We start from the raw sequence: 19315 nt of genomic DNA, 5'->3' as shown, positions 1-19315 counted from the left end.
ACCGGTGCTGGCCGAACACCGGGTCGACGTCCTGGTCAACGATCAGGGCGCGCATCCCGGCTGGCCGCTGGGGCACCCCGGAGGATCTCGTCGGCCCGGCGGTGTTCCTCTCGTCGTCCGCGTCAGATTATGTGACCGGACACGTTCTGGTCGTGGACGGGGGCTGGCTGGCGAGATGACCGACACCGCCGTCGAGAAGACGCTCGCCGTGCTGGAGGCCCTGGCCGACCACTCGCGCATCACCGACATCGCACGGGCGACCGGCCTGCCGAAGTCGACGGTCCACCGCCTGCTGCAGGCCATGGTGGACCGCGGCTTCGCGACCCCGACCGCGGACGGCTACCTGACCGGTCCGCGCGTCCTCGCCCTCGCGGGCAAGGTCCTGCGGCCGCTCGACACGGTGGAACGGGCCCGGCCGCATCTGCGCGCCCTGCAGGAGTCGACGAGCTGCACCGTGCACCTGGCCGTGCTCTTCGGCGACGAACTCGTCTACGTGGACAAGGTCGAGGCCGACAAGCCGTACCGGATGGCGTCCCGGCTGGGCATGTCGCTGCCCGTGCACGGCACGGCGATCGGCAAGGCCGTGCTGGCCGCGCTCCCCACGTCCGAGCTGAACGCCTACATCACCCGCACCGGCCTGCCGGGCCGCACACCGCACACCATCACCTCGGCGCCCCGGCTCAAGGCGCAGCTGGAGAGGGTCCGCCGCTCCCGGTTCGCGCTCGACGACGAGGAGAACGAGGTGGGCGTGCGCTGCGTCGGCTCGGCGATCCGGGACCACTCGGGCGCGGTGGTCGGCGGGCTGTCGGCGTCCACGCTCGCGCTGGAGCACTCGCTGCCGGAGCTGATCGCGCTCGGGCCGCGGGTGCTGCGGGCGGCGGACGAGGTGTCAGCCGCGCTGGGGTGGCTCTAGCCGCGCCGCGACGACGTCGAACAGGTCCCAGCCGTCGAGTTCCGCGACCCGCCACCCGGCCTCGTCGAGCAACGCGCGGACCACACCCGGCCGGTTGAGGTTCAGGCTTCGGCTGCCGCGGCGCACCTCGCCGGCGTGCATCAGGCCGTCCGCGACGTACCGCCCGTCGCCCGCCTGGAACACGATCACGAGCTGCCCCGGCTCCCCTTCGCGACGCAGCCGCACGACCTCGCGGCAGCCGTCCTCGCAGGAGTGACGCACCGACCAGGCGAACCGGTCCGCGCCGATCAGCAGCGACCTGGCTCCGCGTCTCGCCACCGCGATCAGACTCCGTGCAGGTCGAGCAGGCGGGCGATGTCGTGGAACCCCGCCGGGCACGCCTCGACCACCGCGTCGTGCCCACCCGCGGTCTGCGCGTACTGGAGCAGGAACCACGGGTCGACCAGGTCCGGGTAGTAGATGTGCGCCTCCACGACCACGTCGGCCTCGTCCACGCAGCAGTAGTGCGGGTCGTGCCAGTGGACCCACCACGTCCGGCCGCCGGCGACGACCTCGTCGGGGATGTCGTCGTCCTCGTCGGGGTTCGGCAGGGCGTCGACCAGCATCCGCGCCATCGCGCGGAACTCCGCGACCAACCGGTCGAGTTCCGGCCGCAGTCGCTCCGCCGTCTCGGCGGTGACCGTCACGTCGAAGGCCAAGGCCTCATCCCCGGTGCAGCGTCGTCACCATCGCCTCGATCGCGATGCGCGGCTTCACGTTGACCTCGATCGCCTCGCGGCAGGCCAGCACGGCCTCCAGCCGTCGCAGGATCGACTCGGGCGACCACTGGGCGGCGGCGGTCCGGGAGTCCCGCTCCCGGTCCGGGTGCATCAGCGCGGCCTCGGAGCCGGTCCGGCAGACCAGCGCGTCGCGGTAGAAGCCGGCCAGGTCGACCAGGGCCATGTCGAGCGAGTCGCGCTGCGTGCGGGTGGCGCGGGACTTCTGGCGCTTCTCCAGGTCCTTCAACGCTCCCTTGGCGCCTCGGGTGGCGGCGGCGGTGCCCTTGCCGGTGCCGCCCGCGCCCATCGCGGTCTCCAGCGCCTCGCGTTCGGCCTCGTTGCGGGCCTCGTTGGCTGTGGTCGCGTCCTCCTCGGCGGCCTTGATCAGCTCGTCCGCGCAGGTGAAGACGTCCGCGGGCTTGCGCAGGGCCAGCGGGATCCGCAGCACGGCCTCGCGCCGGGACCTCGACTGCTCGTCCGCGGCGAGGCGGCGGGCCCGGCCGACGTGGCCGCCGCAGACCGACGCCGCCCAGGAGGCCATCTCCGGCGAGACGCCGTCCACGGTCTCCAGCGCCGAGGCGATGGCGGCGGGGCGGGGTGAGCCGAGGGACACCAGGCGGCAGCGCGAGCGGATGGTCACCGACACGTCGTCCGGGTGGTCGGAGGGCGCGCAGAGCAGGAAGACCGTGCGCTCCGGCGGTTCCTCGACGGCCTTCAGCAACGCGTTGGCGGCGCCCTCCGTCAACCTGTCGGCGTCCTCGATGATCACGACCTGCCAGCGGCCCGAGGTGGGGCGGCGGGCCGAGATCTGCACCAGCGAGCGCATCTCGGCGACGGAGATCGAGAGACCTTCGGGGGCCACCACGCGCACGTCGGCGTGGGTGCCGTGCAACGTCGTGCGGCAGCCGGTGCACTCGCCGCACCCCGGCCGGTCGTCCGTCACGACGCACTGCAGCGCGCCGGCGAACGCACGGGCGGTCGACGAACGGCCCGAGCCGGGCGGGCCGGTGAAGAGCCAGGCGTGGGTCATCACGCCCGGTGCGGGGGTGCCTCCCGCGACGATCGTGGCCGCCGCCTCCGCGGCCGCAGACAGGGTCGCCACCGCGTCGGGCTGGCCGACCACCTCGTCCCACACGCTCATGGGTGCAGTCTCCCAGCGCGGGTCAGACGGCTGCTTCGGGGACCAGGCGCCGGCGGGACGCGAGCAACGGGACCACGGCGGACCGGACCCGGTCGGCCACCTCGTCGGCGTCGCCCTCCGCCTCGACCACCACGTAGCGGTCGGGGTCGGCGGCGGCCATCTCGCTCAGCAGCCGCTGCACCCGCCAGTGGTGCTCCGGGCCGATGCCCTTCCCGGTCCCCGGACGGTCCAGCAGGATCGTCAGGTCGGGGCGCAGCCGGCCGGTGGCCCAGTCGACCAGGCCTTCGAGCTCCTGGTGCTCCAGCGTGCTGGTCGCGGTGAAGTGCGCGAGCGGCGAGTCGACGTAGCGCTCCATCACCACGATGGAGCCGCTGTCGAGGGCGGGGCGCACCTGCCGTTCGACGACGTCGGCACGGACGGCGGCGGCCACGAGGGCCTGCGCGCGCACGCCGGCCAGTTCGGCGGACGACAGCATCGTGCGCAGCCGGCGTTCGTCGTGTTCGGGATCGGCGGCCAGCAACACCTCGAGACCCTCGGCGCGCAACGCCGCGGCCAGGCGCCTGGCCTGCACCGACGTGTCCTCGCGGGTGTCTCCCTCGACCGCGATCAACAGGCCCTTGTTGTGCCGGCGGCCGCGGATCGCGGCGAACAGCGACGACAGCACCGGCTCCTCGCGGCGGTCGTCCATCTGCCGGTACGCGACGAGGCCCAGCACGATCGCGATCACCGCGCCGCCGAGCATCACCGGACGGCTGGCGTCCACCTCCATCGGGTGGCCGAACACGCTGATCTGGCGCTTCTGCAGCAGCGTCAGCAGCAGCGGCGCGCCACCCGACGCACCGAACAGCACGACCTTCAGCAACGTCTGGATCAACGCGACCGTGCGGCCGCGCATGTCGTCCTGGACCTGCGAGCCCACGATCGTGAGGCCCGTCAGGAACGCCACGCCCGCGCACGCGCCGACCAGCGCCACGGTCAGCAGCGCGATCCACAGGTGCGGGGCCAGCGCGACCAGCGCGAGCGAGATGCCGGCGAGCACGATCGTGACGCCGAACAGGCGGTTGTAGGCGAGGCGCTGAGCCAGCCTCGGTGCCGTCGCCATGCCGACCGCAAGGCCGAGGAACACGGCCACGAACAGCAGTCCGAACGTCGAGGCGCCGCCCAGCAGCGACAACGCGTAGTTCTTCGCCGTGCCGATCACGACACCGGCCGCGGCGAACGCGCCGACCATGCCGATGAGCAGACCGCGCACGAGGGGCGTCCGGCCGGCGAACTTCAGGCCGTCGCGCAGCATGCCGACGAAGCCGAGCTCGTTGTCCTCGGCCTCCTTGCGGCGGGTCGACGAGACGCGGCCGGAGAGCTCCGGCAGGCGGGTCGCGACCAGGATCGCCGACGTGAAGTACAGCAGGCCGTTGATCACCACGGCGATCGTCGCGACCGTGAACTCGAGGTTCCCGCCCTGCATGTTCAGGTAGCCCGGGATGCCCGAGATCAGCGAGTACAGGCCGAAGCCGCTGATCGTGGAGATGCCGTAGGTCATCACCAGGCCGAGCTGGTTCGCCGACTCCACCTGGTCCGGGCGGCGCAGCAGGTTCGGGACCGCCGACTCCTTGGCCGGGATCCACAGCATCGCGCAGCAGCCGACCAGGAAGTTCGCGACGAACAGCCAGACCGGCGAGCCGACCAGCGCGATCGAGATGAACAACGAGCCGCGCAGGACGTCGCAGACCACCATGACCTTGCGGCGGTCGAACCGGTCCGCGAGCACGCCGCCGATCGGCGCGAAGAGGATGCCCGGCAGCAGCTGCGTGAGCACGACGAGCGGCAGCGCGAACGACTGCCACTCGTAGCTCTTCATCATCGTCGAGACCAGGCCGGTCAGCGCGAGCAGTGACAACCAGTCACCGACGCTGCACAGGTAGGTGACGAGCCAGAGCCGTCGGAACGGCCGGATGGCGAGTACCGATCGAAGCCGGTGGACCGTGGACACGCTGGACTGGGCCTGCCCTGCCTGGCCTGCCCCGGTCGCCGGTGTGTCCGCGTCCTGAATTTCAGTCACCCCTAAGTCGCCACTCCCGTGCGGTCAGCGTAACCGGATGTGGTGAGTCAGGTTGGCGGACTCAGGGCACAGCTAGCTGAAGATCGCTCCGAGGATGCCGAGCAGGACCAGCACGAAGAACCCGATGACGAGCAGGCAGCCGATGAACGCGGCCACCCCGCTGGTCTGCTGGGCGGGTTGCTGGGGCGCCTGTTCCTGTTGCCGCACAGGCGTTTGGGGCGCGGGAGCGTACTGCTGCGGGGCGTACTGGTGCTGGGGCCGCGGCGCCCGGCCACGCGGCCGCCGCTGCTCCCGCTGCATCTGCGCGTAGATCGCCTGGCGCATCTCCTCGGTGGGCTCCGGCGGTGTCGGCACGACCACACGTGAGCTGGACGACGTCCACTGAGGAGCGACGAAGCTGTCCGCCGTCACCAGCCCCGCGAGGGGGTCGGGGAACAGCCGGGGAGGCGGCGGGGCCTGAGTCCCGTCGGGTCCGAACTCGTTGGTCGGCACCGCCACCCCCTGCTCAGCTCTTGGTCTTGGCCGGAGCCTTCTTGGCCGCGGGCTTCTTCGCCGTCGTGGCCTTCTTGGCCGGGGCCTTCTTCTTGACCGGACCCTTGGCGCGCTTCTCGGCCAGCAGCTCCGCCGCGCGCTCGTCGGTGATCGACTCGACGCTGTCCGACTTGCGCAGCGACGCGTTCGCCTCGCCGTCGGTGACGTACGGGCCGAAGCGGCCCTCCTTGATCACCATCGGCTTGCCGGACACCGGGTCGTTGCCCAGCTCGCGCAACGGCGGCGCGGCGGCGGCCCGGCCGCGCTTCTTCGGCTCCGAGTAGATCTTCAGAGCCTCTTCGAGCGTGACCGTGAAGATCTGCGCCTCGTCGACCAGCGACCGCGAGTCCGTGCCCTTCTTCAGGTACGGGCCGTAGCGGCCGTTCTGCGCGGTGATCTCGGCGCCCGTCTCCGGGTCCTTGCCCACCACGCGCGGCAGCGAGAGCAGCTTGAGCGCGTCGTCCAGCGTGACCGAGCTCAGCTCCATCGACTTGAACAGCGAGCCGGTGCGCGGCTTCGGCGCCTTGGCCTTCGACGTCGAGCCGTTCTCGGCCGGCTCCGGCAGGACCTCGGTCACGTACGGGCCGAAGCGGCCCTCCTTGGCCACGATCTCGTTGCCCGAGACCGGGTCGGTGCCGAGCGAACGGCCCTCCTGCGGCGTCGAGAAGAGCTTCTCGGCGATCTCCTCGGACAGCTCGTCCGGCGCCAGGTCGTCCTGCACGTTCGCGCGCTGCGCGGCGCCGTCGACCTCGCGCTCGAGGTACGGCCCGAACCGGCCGACGCGCACGACGACCGTGCGCCCCTCGGAGTCGCTGAACAGCGGGATCGAGTTGACCTCGCGCGGGTCGATGTCCTCGACACCCGTGCCGACCAGCTTCTTCAGACCGCCGGAGCGGCCGATGGAGCCGTCCGGGCCGATGCTGCCGCCGAAGTAGAACCCGGACAGCCACGTCGTGCGACCCTGACGACCTGCGGCGATGCCGTCCAGCTCGTCCTCGAGGGCGGCGGTGAAGTCGTAGTCGACCAGGCGGCCGAAGTGCTGCTCGAGCAGCCCGACCACGGCGAACGCGACCCAGGACGGGACCAGCGCCGCGCCCTTCTTCCACACGTAGCCGCGGTCCTGGATGGTGCTGATGATCGACGAGTAGGTGGAGGGACGGCCGATGCCGAGCTCCTCCATCGTCTTGATCAGCGACGGCTCGGTGTAGCGCGAGGGCGGCGAGGTGGTGTGCCCGTCCGCCGACAGCTCCGTGATCGTCAGGTCCTGGTCCTTGACCAGCAGCGGCAGGCGCGACTCGGCGTCGTCCGACTCGCCGCCGGCCTCGGCGTCGACGGTCTCGACGTAGGCCTTGAGGAAGCCGGCGAACGTGATCGTGCGGCCGGACGCGGCGAACGTGACCTCCTGGCCCGTCGCGGCACGCCCCTGGATGCGGATGCTGGTCGTGTTGCCCCGCGCGTCGGCCATCTGGGAGGCGATCGTGCGCTGCCAGATCATCTCGTAGAGCTTGAACTCGTCGGAGTCGAGCTCGGCGGCGACCTGGCCCGGCGTCCGGAAGACCTCTCCGGCCGGCCTGATCGCCTCGTGGGCCTCCTGCGCGTTCTTGACCTTGCGGTTGTACTGGCGCGGCTGCGGCGAGACGTACTGCGCGCCGTAGAGGTCCGTCGCCTGCGTGCGGGCCGCGTTGATCGCCGTCTCCGACAGCGTGGTGCTGTCGGTGCGCATGTAGGTGATGTAGCCGTTCTCGTACAGCTTCTGCGCCGTGCGCATCGTGCGGTCGGCGGAGAACCGCAGCTTGCGGCCCGCCTCCTGCTGCAGCGTCGAGGTCATGAACGGCGCGTACGGCTTGCGCGTGTACGGCTTCTCCTCGACCGAGGCGACCTTGACCGGCGCGTTCTCCAGGCCGTTCGCGATGGCGCGGGCCTGCGCCTCGTCCAGCACGACCACGTCGGCCTTGCCGGTCAGCTTGCCGTCCGAGCCGAAGTCGCGGCCCGTGGCGAGCCTCGTGCCGTCGACGGCGACGAGACGCGCGCCGAACTGACGCGGCGTGGCGTCGGCACCGGCGTCCATCTGTGCCGAGATGTCCCAGTAGCTCGCGGAGACGAACTTCATCCGCTCGCGTTCGCGCTCCACGACCAGACGCGTCGCCACGGACTGCACGCGGCCCGCCGAGAGCTTCGGCATGACCTTCTTCCACAGCACCGGGCTGACCTCGTAGCCGTAGAGGCGGTCGAGGATGCGGCGGGTCTCCTGCGCGTCGACCAGGTCCTGGTCGAGGTCGCGGGGGTTCGCGGCGGCGGCCTGGATCGCGGACTCGGTGATCTCGTGGAACACCATCCGGCGGACCGGGACCTTGGGCTTCAGGGTCTCGAGGAGGTGCCAGGCGATGGCCTCACCCTCGCGGTCACCGTCTGTCGCGAGGTAGAGCTCGTCGACGTCCTTGAGGGCTTCCTTCAGCTCGGTGACCAGCGACTTCTTATCGGCGGAGACCACGTAGAGGGGCTCGAAGTCGTGATCGACGTCCACGCCGAGCCTGGCCCAGGCCTGGCCCTTGTACTTCGCGGGGACGTCGGCGGCACCGCGCGGCAGGTCCCGGATGTGTCCCCTGGAGGACTCCACGACGAAGTTGGCGCCGAGGTACGAGGCGATCTTGCGCGCCTTCGTGGGCGACTCGACGATCACCAGTCGTCGGGTGCTGCCCCCGCCTCCGCTGCTCTTTCTCGTCCGTGTCGATCCAGCCACTCGCCGTCCCGCTCTCTTCCAAACCCGGTTCCCAGGCCCGCCAGTGTTGCCCAGCGTCGGCCGAAAAGCACACCCATCCGTCATGTCCCGGCAACGCCCGTACGACGAGACAGGGTGACACAACCATGCCCGACGGCCCGCTCAGGCCGCCGGCCAGGTGCTCAGCGCCACTCCCTGCGGAGGGCTTCCGACCAGCTCAGCGAGCCTCGCCAGCCTCCGCCGGCCGGTCACCCGCAGCGCGGGTGCCCCTACCAGGGTGCACGGAAGTCCGGATGCGAGCAGGGCATTTTGCAACGGCAGGTGTGTCTGCGGTGCGTTGGGGTCCAAACCGAGCAGGTACGCCGACTCCACCCAGCTGCCCGCCGCGAGTGCCCAGACGCGCAGCACTGCTCCGTTCAGCTCGAAGTCGTCGGGCACGGTCTTCGAAGATCCATCCAGCCAGCGGGCGGCCAGAGGGGTGAGATCGGTGCGGAACGGCGTGCGGACGAAGTGCGTGCCCTCCCCGTTGACGCACAGCTCCGTGGTCACACCGCGTTCGGTGCAGGCCTGCTTGAGCGGCTGGTGGCGCCACTCGTCGCGCAGCTCGACGTAGACGCGGGCGGCCGTGCCGCGCGCGAAGCTGACGGCCTGACCCGGCCCGCAGAGGAAGCCGGCGAGGTCCGCCTTGGCCGGGGTCCGCGCCTCGGCCGAGAAGAAGGACAGCTGCCCAACCACGGCCCACAGGGTAGAACAGACGTTCGACTGTGACCAGTGGTGCAGTTGTTACAGGCTCACGCCCTTGAGCGCTTCACACGATCGGGAGCTGTCCAGCGCTTCGGCGTACTTCGGCCGCTTCTGGAGCTCCTGGAAGGTCGCCCGGAGGTCCTCCGGCGTGGTCACGACGTTGGTGTCGGCCAGCACCTTCTCGGCGTTCTCCCAGAACTGCGCGTCCGCCGCCAGCGCCTGCACCGGGGCCTGCGCGCTCCCGTACGACCTCGCGGACTCCGAGACGTACTTCAGCAGGCGTTCGTGCAGGTCCTCGAGGTCGCCCTCAGGGGCGCCGAGCTCCTTGAGCTTTTTCTCGGCACCGGCGAACGCGGTGGCGTTGGAGGTGACGAGCCGGACGTACGCGTCCTTCACCGCCGTGACGTTCGCCGGATCCTGTTTGCGCAGCTCAGCGCCCGCTTCCGCGCCGGGAGCGACTCCCCCGCAGAACGCGTCGACCCACTGGCGCTGCGCGTCGGTGATCGGCTTGTCCGCCTCGGACCCGCACGCGGTCAGCAGGGCGGAGCCGGTCAGCAGGGCAGCGAGCAGACGTGTCCTCACGCGGACCAGTCTCCCCCGGTCTACTTGGCGAGCCCCTGCCAGGCCGTGCACACCTTGTTCGCCCGGAACGCCTCGGCGTACTCCGGGGCGGTGCCGAGGATCTGCTTGAACAGGTTCTGCACGTTGTCGCTGCTGCTCCCGACCATGATCTGCTGGTACCGCTCGGGGAACTTGTCGTCCGCCGCCTGCGCCCGCAGCCGCGCCGCGCTGTCGTCGAAGGTCTTCGCCTCTTGGCGCAGCCCGCTGACCAGCCGTTCGTGCAGGCTGCGCACGTCGGAGCCCAGCGGGCCGAGCTTCTCGAGGTCGTCGGCCGTCTTGCGGTCCGACACCGCTGCTCCGGCCGCCCAGGCGACCACGGCGGCCTTGACCGCCTCCATGCCCTCCTGCCCCTTGCCCTGGGCCTGGAGCCGCGCGGCCTGCATGACGCCCATCGGGCCGCAGTAGGCGTCGAACCAGGCGGCAGGGTCGGCGCCGGGCACGTCCGCCGTCGTGGTCGTCGTGGGCGGCGCCTGCGGAACCGGGGCCGGAGGCGGCGTGGCGCACCCGGCGAGGACGAGACCTGCGCAGGCGGCAGCGATCGACGAACGTGCTCTCACGGCGGATTCCCCCAGGAAACAGCTGACCGGACCGCCGAACAGTACACGTTCGGGCGATCCGGCCAGCCGGTTTTCGCGCTGGTCAGGAGCTGGGCGGCGAGGCCTGGAGCCCCTTGCAGTTCGACGCCTTCTGCGCCACGCCCGCGAGACCTGTCTCGTCGAACTTCTTCTGCACGTCCGCGCCCGCCTTCTCGAGCTCGCCCGCCTTCGAGACCATCTCGGTGAAGGCGGTCACGACCTGCGTCGAGTCCTGCGAGGCGTCGAGCTTCGACTTGGTGTCGGCGAGCAGGGTCTTGATCTGGCCCATGCCGTCCTGCGCGGCGGTGGCCAGCTCCTTCGACTTCGGGTGCGGTCCGCTCTCGAGGCCCTTGAGGTCGGCGATCGACTTGTCGACCGCACCCACCTTCGACCCGAGCCAGTCCGAGAGGCCCGTCTTGAGCTTCGCCGGGTCGCTCATGTCGATCGGCGGCTCGTCCGACATGGCCTTCACGGTGCCGTCGACGGCGCCGCAGACCTTGTCCATCCACGCCACCACGTCGGCCTCGCTCGCCTCGGGCGTGGACGAACTCCCGCTGGTGCTGCACGCGGTGACCGCGAGCAGACAGCTCGTCATTACTGCGATGAATGTGCGGCGCATGGGCCGGAAGCTACTCCGAACGGACTTGGTCAGCTCGTCGGCATGACGTTGAGGCGCTGCATCTCCTGGCACTTCGGCGCGCTCTGCGTGGCCTTCTGCAGCTCGGGGACGTCCTTGAGGTCGCGCAACGGGTCGGCGAGCTCGGAGAGCTTGGCGATGGCCTCTCCGGCCGCCTGGAGGCCACCGGTGGCGTTGTTGGCGTCCGCCGCCTCGACCTTGGTCTTGGCGTCGGCGAACACGGCGCCGAGGGACGTGAACGTCTCGGCCATCTTGGTGACGGCCTCCTCGCCACCCGCGACGGGCGACGGGCCGACGTTCTTGAGGCCCTCGGCCGACTTGGTGAAGGCGTCGGCGAGCTGGCCCATGTAGGCGGCCATGTCGGCCTTGAGCTTGGCTGAGTCGCCGGCGTCGACCTTCGGGGCGGTCTTCTCCACCTTGGCGAACTCGGAGGCGGCGCCGCACACCTTGTCCATGTACGCGACGGCCTGGGCGTCGGCCGCGCCGCTGGTGGGGGTCGTCGAGGTGCCGGAGTTGCCGCCGGTGGTGCACCCGGCCAGCGCCAGGGCGGCAACAGCGGCGGTGGCGACGAGGCTGCGCCTCATGTCGGAACTCCTCGGTCGGGGTACGTCGGGGGAAGACCCGAACGTACCCCGACCGGAGGCGTGGAACTAAGCGGCGCCGTTGCTGACGGCCTCCGCGGGCGAGTCCGCGATCGCGGTGCCGCGACGCTTGGACACGACGATCGCACCGACGATGATCAGCGCCGCGACCACGGCGATCGCGATGCGCAGCGGGTCGGACGCGCTGTCACCGATGGAGAAGGTGACGATGGCGGGCGCGATCAGCACCGAGACCAGGTTCATGACCTTGATCAGCGGGTTGATGGCCGGACCGGCGGTGTCCTTGAACGGGTCGCCGACGGTGTCGCCGATGACCGTCGCGGCGTGGGCGTCGGAGCCCTTGCCACCGTGGTTGCCGTCCTCGACCAGCTTCTTGGCGTTGTCCCAGGCACCACCGGAGTTGGCCAGGAAGACCGCCATGAGCGTGCCGGTAGCGATCGCACCGGCGAGGTAGCCCGCCAGCGGGCCGACGCCGAGGCCGAAGCCGACGGCGATCGGGGCGAGCACGGCCATCAGACCAGGGGTCGCGAGCTCGCGCAGCGAGTCCTTGGTGCAGATGTCGACGACCTTGCCGTACTCCGGCTTGACCGAGTAGTCCATGATGCCCGGGTTCTCGCGGAACTGGCGGCGCACCTCGAACACGATGGCACCGGCGGCGCGCGTCACGGCGTTGACCGCGAGGCCCGAGAACATGAACACGACGGCCGCGCCGATGGCGACGCCGACCAGCACGTTCGGGCTGAACACCAGGTTGCTGAACGACACCGGCAGGTCGCCCGTGAGGTTGCCCACCTTGGCGATGGCCTGCGTGATCGCGTCCTGGTAGGAGCCGAACAGCGCCGTCGCGGCGAGCACGGCGGTCGCGATCGCGATGCCCTTGGTGATGGCCTTGGTGGTGTTGCCGACCGCGTCGAGCTCGGTGAGGATCTGCGCGCCCTCGCCGTGCACGTCGCCGGACATCTCGGCGATGCCCTGCGCGTTGTCGGAGACCGGGCCGAAGGTGTCCATCGCGACGATGACGCCGACGGTCGTGAGCAGACCACACCCGGCGAGCGCGATCGCGAACAGCGCGACGACGACCGAACCGGACAGCAGGAACGCGCCGTAGACGGCGGCACCGATGACCAGCGCGGTGTAGACGGCCGACTCGAAGCCGACCGAGATGCCGGACAGGATGACCGTGGCCGCACCGGTCAGCGAGGTCTGGCCGACCTCCTTGACCGGCTTGTGGTCGGTGCCGGTGTAGTAGCCGGTCAGCCACAGGATGACGCCCGCCAGCACGATGCCGATGATCACCGCGACGGCCGCGATCAGCTGCGGGTTGCCGGTGGTGGCCTTGACCGCGTCGCCGACGCCGCGGAGGTCCGCGAAGGAGCTCGGCAGGTAGGTGAAGGCGGCGATGGTGCACAGCACCGCGGAGATGACCGCGGAGATGTAGAAGGAGCGGTTGATGGCCGTGAGGCCGCTCTCGCCCACCTTCGCCCGCGTCGTGTACACGCCGATGATCGCGGTGATCACACCGATGGCGGGAACGATCAGCGGGAACAGCAGGCCCTGCACACCGAACGCGACGGTGCCGAGGATCAGCGACGCCACCAGGGTGACGGCGTAGGACTCGAAGAGGTCCGCGGCCATGCCGGCGCAGTCACCGACGTTGTCGCCCACGTTGTCCGCGATCGTGGCGGCGTTGCGGGGGTCGTCCTCGGGGATGCCCTGCTCGACCTTGCCGACCAGGTCGGCGCCGACGTCGGCGGCCTTCGTGAAGATGCCGCCGCCGACGCGCATGAACATCGCGAGCAGCGCGGCGCCGAAACCGAAGCCCTCCAGGACCTTCGGGGCCTGGCCGGTGTAGACGAACACGACCAGTGCGGCGCCGAAGAGACCGAGGCCGACGGTGGTCATGCCGACCACACCACCGGTGCGGAACGCGATGCGCGTCGCCTTTTCGCGACCGCCTTCCTCGTTCGCGGCGGCGGCGACACGCACGTTGGCGCGCGTGGACAACCACATGCCCAGGTAACCGATGGTCGCCGAGAACGCTGCACCGACGATGAAGAACAAAGATCGACCGATTCGCTCGGCCAAATCGTCAGCCGGGAGCGCGAACAGCAGAACGAACACGATCACGACAAAAATGCCGAGCGTGCGGAACTGCCGGTTGAGGTAGGCCGCTGCGCCCTCCTGAACCGCCTTGGCGATGTCCTGCATCTTGTCGGTGCCCTGGCCCGCGGCCAGCACCTCCTTGAGCAGCACGTACCCGACGGCGAGAGCAGCCAGGGCGACCACGGCGACCACGGCTACGACGCCGCGATCACCCCCGGAGAGCTCGAGGCCCTCCGCGAGGAATTGCCGGGACATCCGTCCTCCTGGTGAGTTGCCATGTGCAGCGCCAAGGCAGACCAGCCGCCCAGCGCGACGTGACGCATCCCTCATTGGATGCGATGAGCGGGGAGTCTAGGGGTTGGTTGCAACGAGGCAACGAAACGTCCCGATCCGTGCACACACCGTTATCTGCGCAGGAAGTCGAGCGGTGCCCGGCCGGGACTGTCGGTGGTGTATGCGAAGCTCGGCCCCGTGGTGGATCAGGGACGCCGGTTGCTGGACCGCGTGCTGGCGGGGGTGCCCGCCGGGGAGTCACCCCTCACGCACGCGCGCGACCTGCCGTTGCGGCAGGCAGATCACGTGGACTGGCCTGCGTGGACGGCGCCGGCGGTCGTCGAGGCGTTCGGCGAGACCGGTGTCCGCGAGCCGTGGCGGCACCAGGTCGAGGCGGCGTCGCTCGCGTGGTCCGGGCAGCACGTGGTCCTCGCGACGGGCACCGCGTCGGGGAAGTCACTTGCCTACCAGTTGCCCGTGCTTTCCACTCTTTTGGCGGACACGAAGGCCACCGCGCTGTACCTGTCGCCGACCAAAGCCCTTGGGGCGGACCAGCTCCGGTCGCTCGAGGAGCTGGGGATCAAGGGGGTGCGCGCGTCGGCCTACGACGGTGACACCCCGATGGCCGAACGCGACTGGGTCAAGGCGCACGCGAACTGGGTCTTCACCAACCCGGACATGCTGCACCGCGGAATCCTTCCGCAGCACCCGAAATGGCTGCGGTTCTTCCGGCGGCTGAAGTACGTGGTGATCGACGAGTGCCATTCCTACCGCGGCGTTTTCGGGTCGCACGTGGCGTTGTTGATGCGGCGATTGCGTCGCGTGGCGCGGAAATACGGCGCGGACCCGATCTTCGTTTTGGCATCGGCCACTGTGGCTGATCCTTCCGGTTCCGCGCAGCGATTGCTCGGCGTGCCCGTTTCCGCTGTCGTGGACGACTTCTCGCCCCGTGCGTCGCGCACGGTCGCGTTGTGGGAACCCCCGCTGACCTCTCTGGAGGGTGAGAACGGCGCGCCCGTCCGGCGGTCGGCGGGCGCGGAGACGTCCCGGATCCTCGCCGACCTGGTCGTCGAGGGCGCACGCTCGCTCGCGTTCGTGCGCTCCCGCCGCGGCGCCGAGCTGACGGCGCTGGGCACCCAACGCATTCTGTCCGAAGTGGACAGTGAGCTGCCCGGCCGGGTGGCCGCCTACCGGGGTGGCTTCCTGCCGGAGGAGCGCCGGGCGCTGGAGAAGTCGCTGTCCACGGGCGACCTGCTCGGCGTCGCCACCACGAACGCCCTGGAGCTCGGCGTCGACATCGCCGGCCTGGACGCGGTGGTGGTGGCCGGTTTCCCCGGCACCCTGGCGTCGTTCTGGCAGCAGGCGGGCCGCGCGGGCCGTTCGGGCGACAGCGCGCTGGTGGTGTTCGTGGCACGCGACGACCCGTTGGACACGTACCTGGTGCACAACCCGGCCGCGGTGCTGGACAGACCGGTCGAGGCGACGGTCCTCGACCCGCTGAACCCGTACGTCCTGGGCCCGCAGCTGGCGTGCGCGGCGTCCGAGATGCCCCTGACCCCGGCCTGCCTCCCGGACTTCGGCGGCGAGCTGGCCGAGTCCGTCCTGGCCGAGCTCGTGGCGGAGAAGCTGCTGCGCCGCAGGCCGGCGGGCTGGTACTGGGCATCGCACGACCGTCCGCACGCCGGCGTCGACATCCGCGGCTCCGGCGGCGACCAGGTGGCCGTCGTGGAGGCCGACTCGGGCCGCATGCTCGGCACCGTCGACCCGGGCTCCGCCTGCTGGCAGGTCCACCCCGGCGCCGTCTACCTGCACCAGGGCCGCGCGTACGTCGTCGACGAGCTCGACCTGGACAGCGGCCTCGCGATGGTGCACCGCGAGGACCCGGAGTGGACCACGCAGCCGCGCGACTGCGTCGACATCACGGTCGTGCGCGAGGTGGAACGCACGGACTTCGGCGGCGTCTCGGTGTCCTTGGGCGAGGTGGAGGTGACCACGCAGGTGGTCGGCTACCTGCGCCGCCTGCCGTCCGGCGTGGTGCTCGACCAGATCCCCCTCGACCTGCCCTCGCAGACGCTGCAGACCCGTTCCGTCTGGTACACGATCGACGAGTCGCTGCTGCTCAGCGCGGGTGTGGAGGCCAAGCGGATCCCCGGCGCCCTGCACGCGGCCGAACACGCGGCGATCGGCCTGCTGCCCCTCTTCGCGACGTGCGACAGGTGGGACATCGGCGGCGTGTCGACCGCCGCTCACCCGGACACGGGCATGCCGACGGTCTTCGTGCACGACGGCCACCCCGGCGGAGCGGGCTTCGCCGACCGGGGCCACTCGGCCCTGCGGGCCTGGCTGTCGGCGACGCGAGCGGCGATCAGCGCCTGCGCGTGCCCGATGGGGTGCCCGTCGTGCGTGCAGTCGCCGAAGTGCGGCAACGGCAACGACCCGCTGGACAAGGCGGGCGCCGTGCTGGTGCTGGACGTGGTGCTCGGCAAAATCGCCTGACCGGGTGGTGCTCACCCGGCTACGGTGGCCGGGTGAACGCCTGCAGCTGCAACGCCACTGACCGGACCCGTCGCTTCTGACCGCGGCGAGCCCGACGCCCGCCGTGCCTTGGCGCGGCCGCTCAGATCGCCTGACGCGCACTTGCGCGCGCTGCCGATCGCTCCGCCGCGCCCGTCCCCATCGGCCACGGGTTCCTTGGAGTCTGCCTTGTTCACGCCCTTTTCCGACCTGAACACCCTGCTCGCCGACCTGGTCTCCGCGGTCCGCGAGATCCTCGGCCCCACCTACGTCGGCACGTACGTCCAGGGCTCGTTCGCCCTCGGCGCCGGCGACGTCCACAGCGACTGCGACTTCATCGTCGCCTGCACCGAACTGCCGTCCGGCGACCGCGAAGCCGGCCTGCGCGCCCTGCACGACGAGATCCCGACCCGGCCCGGCCGGTGGTCGACGGAGATCGAGGGCTCGTACGCCGACGTGGAGTCGCTGCGCTCGGTGGCGGGCCTCGGGGTGCCGTGGCTGTTCAACGACCACGGCACGCGCACCCTCCAGTGGGACCTGCACTGCAACAGCCCGCACGCCCGGTGGATCCTGCGCCGCCACGGGATCGTGCTGGACGGGCCGCCGATCACGTCGCTGGTCGACGAGGTGCCGGCCTCGGTGCTGCGGTCGTCGATGCTGGCCGAGTTGCCGCACGTGCTCGAAGGCATCCGCGGGTGGGCGCCGATGGGCAACGCCTGGACGCAGCGCTACATCGTGTCGACCTACTGCCGCACGCTCTACACCATCCACACGGGAGAGGTGGAGTCCAAGCGCGGCGCCCTGGTGTGGGCGAAGAAAATGCTCGATCAGCGGTGGCACCCGCTGATCGAGCAGGTCCTGCAGGACCGGGACCTCGGCTGGGACGCCGACGCGGTACCGCGGCCCGGATCCTTGGAGGAGGCCTTCGCCTTCGCTGCGTACGCGGAAGGGCTCCATCGCTAGCTTTCGTGGGCGCGGCGGGGGCTCACGGGTACCCCCGCCGCGCTCTCCACGTGCCGAACACCGTGTTCCCGCCTGCTACCGCTTCGTGACCGGATCCCTTGGAACATCGGTGGAATCTGGTTCGTTCGTCTCGACAGGACACGCGGGAGGCGACGGTGTCGACTGTCTGCTGACGAACTCCGGGGAGGAGCCGGCTTCACCGACCGCGGCGGGGCTGGTGCTCCGCCACTAACGTTCCTCGGCCCGGTCACTGGTGCGGGAGGCTGTCCTTCGGGGTGCGTGTTCGGCTTTTCGCCCGTTCCTCTGCCGGCCCCCGACGTGCGGGGTGCGGAGGCCGATCTTCGGACCGGGCTTGGTGGAACGGCCGTGCAGGGCATCGCCTTCGGGGTTGTCGGGGAGAGTCCACGACGACACCCAGCACGGCCGGGCTTCTTTCAGTTGTGTGTCAGACGGTTTCGAGCTGGTACGCGGCCGGGGCGTGCAGCGCCTCGACGAGTGCGTCCTGCACGACGTGCGCGTCCGGCAGGTTCCAGCCGCAGACCTGCGGCTTGACCCGCCAGTGCACGACACCGTGCGCCATCGTGGTGGGCGGCAGCGGGATGTACTCGCCCTTGCCGTAGAGGTGCACGTCCGCGTTGTTGGCCAGCTCGGTGTTGAGCGTCGAACCGGACTTCACGAGGAACATCCACCGGCCGGACGGGGTCGCGGCGATCGGCACGGGAACACCGATCTGCCGCAGGGCGACGGCGGCGCGACGGCCGAGGTCGGTGCCGACCTCGATCGCGTCGACGACGTGCCCGGTGGCGACGAGGAGGCTGTACGAACGGCCCGCCCACCACGTGGCGACCTGGTCGGGATGGGTCCCGATGCGGTCCACCCAGTCGCGGTGCACGGGGATGGGGCCGTGGAGCTCGAGGCCGCTGCGCCCCGCCCACTGCGTCACGCCGTTCTCCGAACCGGCCGGATAGGTGCCGGGCAGCACGGGCCAACCGCGGTACGCGAGGCTCACGGCCTCGGCACGCAGTTCGATGCGGAAGGCCCCGCGCCAGCTATCCGACCAATCCATCTTCCGTCGCCTTCTTCCTAGGCTCTGACTCGACATCGACTTGGTGCCGGTGTTCGTGGAGACACCGCGTCGGTGCCGCCACTACAACTAACGACACCGGCACCGGCCTCCGTAACCCCCGCTCGACAACTGGTAGCTACGGGACGGCGAACGTCCTTTGGCAGACCGAGCAACTGAACGCCGCGCGTTTGGTTCGATCACCGTTCAGCATGTCCCGGCGCGGATGTGAGTCCGCTCACCGCTGGAAGTCGACCGCTCGTCGTGCTCCAAACGGCACGATCTTCGGCCGGACCTGCCCTGGCACGGGCGTTCACCGGGCCGAACGGCGTAATCGCCGACACCCCGACAACCACCTCCCATCCGCTCACCGCACAGCTCGTCAGCGCGCACCGGTTTTCCGAAGCCACGCGTTTTGCCTGCTCACAAGCACTTTCCTCGCCGTCGACGAGACGAGCGGCAGCCGCGAGCGCCGCCAGATCGGCGGCACCGGTCACCCGGTGCCGCGCGACGACCGCCGAACCGACCTGCCCGCCGGCCACCACGACGATGATCAGCGACAACATCGCCGCCACACCGCTCACCGCAGCCGAACCGCGGTCGCAACCGGACCGTTCGCCGTTCATCGCGGCTCCGGCACGGCGAACGCCCGCGCGCTGAGCGGCAAGCCGAGCGGTCCCCGTTTGCTGACGACGACCTCGATGGCGTCGCCCCGGCCGCTGATCACGACGTCGGCGCCGACCGCGATCCGCCGGGCCGCCTCCTCGCCGAGCTGCCGTTCGCCGCGAGCGGTGAGCCGCGCCGCCTCCCTGGCCGCGTCGGTGCACCGCATGTGCTCGGTGACCGCCATCAGCCCGTTCGCGCCCAGCCACAGGGCGACCAGCAACGCGGACACGGCGATCGCCGCCTCGACCGTGACCATGCCCCGGTCGTCAGACCGCGGACATCGCACGCTGTATGACCCCTTCGATCAGCTTCCGCACGACGTCACTGGTCACGATCACGTACAGCAGGCCGCCGAACGCGGCGGCCGCGAGCGTCCCGATCGCGTACTCGACGGTGCTCATGCCGCTGTCGTCCTTCAACAGGTCCATCTTGT

General features: G+C 70.6%; 20 protein-coding genes. 4 read left to right on the top strand and 16 right to left on the bottom strand.

Annotated features, from left to right (window positions below):
* Positions 1-41: 41 nt before the first annotated feature.
* Both ABZX02_RS37135 and ABZX02_RS37130 read left to right on the top strand, forming a co-directional pair.
* On the top strand, positions 42-179 hold the full coding sequence (locus ABZX02_RS37135) for an SDR family oxidoreductase (RefSeq protein ID WP_355305700.1): 138 nt from the start codon (positions 42-44) through the stop codon (positions 177-179).
* Complete coding sequence (locus ABZX02_RS37130) at positions 176-913, top strand: IclR family transcriptional regulator (protein ID WP_355305698.1); 738 nt, start codon at positions 176-178, stop codon at positions 911-913. Before ABZX02_RS37135 ends, ABZX02_RS37130 begins: the two co-directional genes overlap by 4 nt.
* Here ABZX02_RS37130 and ABZX02_RS37125 read toward each other — a convergent pair.
* The 12 genes from ABZX02_RS37125 to ABZX02_RS37070 form a co-directional block, all read right to left on the bottom strand.
* The gene (locus ABZX02_RS37125) at positions 890-1231 is read right to left on the bottom strand and encodes a hypothetical protein (RefSeq protein WP_355305619.1); all 342 of its coding nucleotides are present in this window, start codon (positions 1229-1231) and stop codon (positions 890-892) included. The genes ABZX02_RS37130 and ABZX02_RS37125 overlap by 24 nt on opposite strands.
* Positions 1232-1236: 5 nt before the next feature.
* Entirely contained in the window at positions 1237-1611 is a 375-nt protein-coding gene (locus tag ABZX02_RS37120; protein ID WP_355305617.1) for a hypothetical protein, read from the bottom strand.
* A 4-nt stretch (positions 1612-1615) separates the two neighbouring features.
* Complete coding sequence (locus ABZX02_RS37115; RefSeq protein ID WP_355305615.1) at positions 1616-2812, bottom strand: DNA polymerase III subunit delta'; 1197 nt, start codon at positions 2810-2812, stop codon at positions 1616-1618.
* Positions 2813-2834: 22 nt separating this feature from the next.
* Positions 2835-4802 (bottom strand): MFS transporter, encoded by a 1968-nt coding sequence (locus ABZX02_RS37110; RefSeq protein ID WP_355305696.1) that lies wholly within the window; start codon positions 4800-4802, stop codon positions 2835-2837.
* 141 nt (positions 4803-4943) lie between these two features.
* The gene (locus ABZX02_RS37105) at positions 4944-5363 is read right to left on the bottom strand and encodes a hypothetical protein (RefSeq protein ID WP_355305613.1); all 420 of its coding nucleotides are present in this window, start codon (positions 5361-5363) and stop codon (positions 4944-4946) included.
* 13 nt (positions 5364-5376) lie between these two features.
* Positions 5377-8142 carry a type I DNA topoisomerase gene (gene topA / locus ABZX02_RS37100; protein ID WP_355305611.1) on the bottom strand — a complete coding sequence of 922 codons (2766 nt, stop codon included), beginning with the start codon at positions 8140-8142 and terminating at the stop codon, positions 5377-5379.
* Between the two features lie 141 nt (positions 8143-8283).
* Complete coding sequence (locus ABZX02_RS37095) at positions 8284-8856, bottom strand: hypothetical protein (protein ID WP_355305609.1); 573 nt, start codon at positions 8854-8856, stop codon at positions 8284-8286.
* Positions 8857-8904: 48 nt separating this feature from the next.
* Positions 8905-9447 carry a hypothetical protein gene (locus tag ABZX02_RS37090; protein WP_355305607.1) on the bottom strand — a complete coding sequence of 181 codons (543 nt, stop codon included), beginning with the start codon at positions 9445-9447 and terminating at the stop codon, positions 8905-8907.
* 20 nt (positions 9448-9467) lie between these two features.
* Complete coding sequence (locus ABZX02_RS37085) at positions 9468-10043, bottom strand: hypothetical protein (protein ID WP_355305605.1); 576 nt, start codon at positions 10041-10043, stop codon at positions 9468-9470.
* Positions 10044-10125: 82 nt separating this feature from the next.
* Positions 10126-10656, bottom strand: a complete 531-nt coding sequence (locus ABZX02_RS37080; protein ID WP_355305603.1) for a hypothetical protein — start codon at positions 10654-10656, stop codon at positions 10126-10128.
* Between the two features lie 53 nt (positions 10657-10709).
* Positions 10710-11282, bottom strand: a complete 573-nt coding sequence (locus ABZX02_RS37075; RefSeq protein WP_355305601.1) for a hypothetical protein — start codon at positions 11280-11282, stop codon at positions 10710-10712.
* A gap of 66 nt (positions 11283-11348) precedes the next feature.
* Positions 11349-13658: a sodium-translocating pyrophosphatase gene (locus ABZX02_RS37070; RefSeq protein ID WP_355305599.1), complete on the bottom strand. Its 2310-nt coding sequence runs from the start codon at positions 13656-13658 to the stop codon at positions 11349-11351.
* 216 nt (positions 13659-13874) lie between these two features.
* Between ABZX02_RS37070 and ABZX02_RS37065 the strand changes: the two genes are divergently transcribed.
* Positions 13875-16172 carry a DEAD/DEAH box helicase gene (locus ABZX02_RS37065; protein WP_355305597.1) on the top strand — a complete coding sequence of 766 codons (2298 nt, stop codon included), beginning with the start codon at positions 13875-13877 and terminating at the stop codon, positions 16170-16172.
* A gap of 207 nt (positions 16173-16379) precedes the next feature.
* Positions 16380-17153, top strand: a complete 774-nt coding sequence (locus tag ABZX02_RS37060; protein ID WP_355305595.1) for an aminoglycoside adenylyltransferase domain-containing protein — start codon at positions 16380-16382, stop codon at positions 17151-17153.
* 445 nt (positions 17154-17598) lie between these two features.
* Here the strand turns inward: ABZX02_RS37060 and ABZX02_RS37055 are convergent, their stop codons facing one another.
* The 4 genes from ABZX02_RS37055 to ABZX02_RS37040 all read right to left on the bottom strand — a co-directional run bounded on the left by ABZX02_RS37055 (position 17599) and on the right by ABZX02_RS37040 (position 19310).
* Positions 17599-18219 (bottom strand): bifunctional DNA primase/polymerase, encoded by a 621-nt coding sequence (locus ABZX02_RS37055; RefSeq protein ID WP_355305593.1) that lies wholly within the window; start codon positions 18217-18219, stop codon positions 17599-17601.
* Positions 18220-18416: 197 nt separating this feature from the next.
* Entirely contained in the window at positions 18417-18842 is a 426-nt protein-coding gene (locus ABZX02_RS37050) for an Rv3654c family TadE-like protein (protein WP_355305591.1), read from the bottom strand.
* Positions 18839-19138 (bottom strand): TadE family type IV pilus minor pilin, encoded by a 300-nt coding sequence (locus tag ABZX02_RS37045; protein ID WP_355305589.1) that lies wholly within the window; start codon positions 19136-19138, stop codon positions 18839-18841. Before ABZX02_RS37045 ends, ABZX02_RS37050 begins: the two co-directional genes overlap by 4 nt.
* Positions 19139-19148: 10 nt before the next feature.
* On the bottom strand, positions 19149-19310 hold the full coding sequence (locus ABZX02_RS37040) for a DUF4244 domain-containing protein (RefSeq protein ID WP_355305587.1): 162 nt from the start codon (positions 19308-19310) through the stop codon (positions 19149-19151).
* Between the last annotated feature and the right edge of the window lie 5 nt (positions 19311-19315).

Origin of the sequence: Lentzea sp. NPDC003310, assembly GCF_040610935.1 — a bacterium.
GTDB lineage: Bacteria > Actinomycetota > Actinomycetes > Mycobacteriales > Pseudonocardiaceae > Lentzea.
Note: the sequence above shows the minus strand (reverse complement) of the source record. Positions and strands in the feature narration are given on the sequence as shown.

Excerpts from the sequence above, each read along its gene's own strand:
- ABZX02_RS37130 (WP_355305698.1), top strand. The coding sequence starts at position 176 with ATGACCGACACCGCCGTCGAGAAGACGCTCGCCGTGCTGGAGGCCCTG.
- ABZX02_RS37115 (WP_355305615.1), bottom strand. The coding sequence starts at position 2,812 with ATGAGCGTGTGGGACGAGGTGGTCGGCCAGCCCGACGCGGTGGCGACC.
- ABZX02_RS37080 (WP_355305603.1), bottom strand. The coding sequence starts at position 10,656 with ATGACGAGCTGTCTGCTCGCGGTCACCGCGTGCAGCACCAGCGGGAGT.
- ABZX02_RS37075 (WP_355305601.1), bottom strand. The coding sequence starts at position 11,282 with ATGAGGCGCAGCCTCGTCGCCACCGCCGCTGTTGCCGCCCTGGCGCTG.
- ABZX02_RS37070 (WP_355305599.1), bottom strand. The coding sequence starts at position 13,658 with ATGTCCCGGCAATTCCTCGCGGAGGGCCTCGAGCTCTCCGGGGGTGAT.
- ABZX02_RS37055 (WP_355305593.1), bottom strand. The coding sequence starts at position 18,219 with ATGGATTGGTCGGATAGCTGGCGCGGGGCCTTCCGCATCGAACTGCGT.
- ABZX02_RS37050 (WP_355305591.1), bottom strand. The coding sequence starts at position 18,842 with ATGAACGGCGAACGGTCCGGTTGCGACCGCGGTTCGGCTGCGGTGAGC.
- ABZX02_RS37045 (WP_355305589.1), bottom strand. The coding sequence starts at position 19,138 with ATGGTCACGGTCGAGGCGGCGATCGCCGTGTCCGCGTTGCTGGTCGCC.
- ABZX02_RS37040 (WP_355305587.1), bottom strand. The coding sequence starts at position 19,310 with ATGGACCTGTTGAAGGACGACAGCGGCATGAGCACCGTCGAGTACGCG.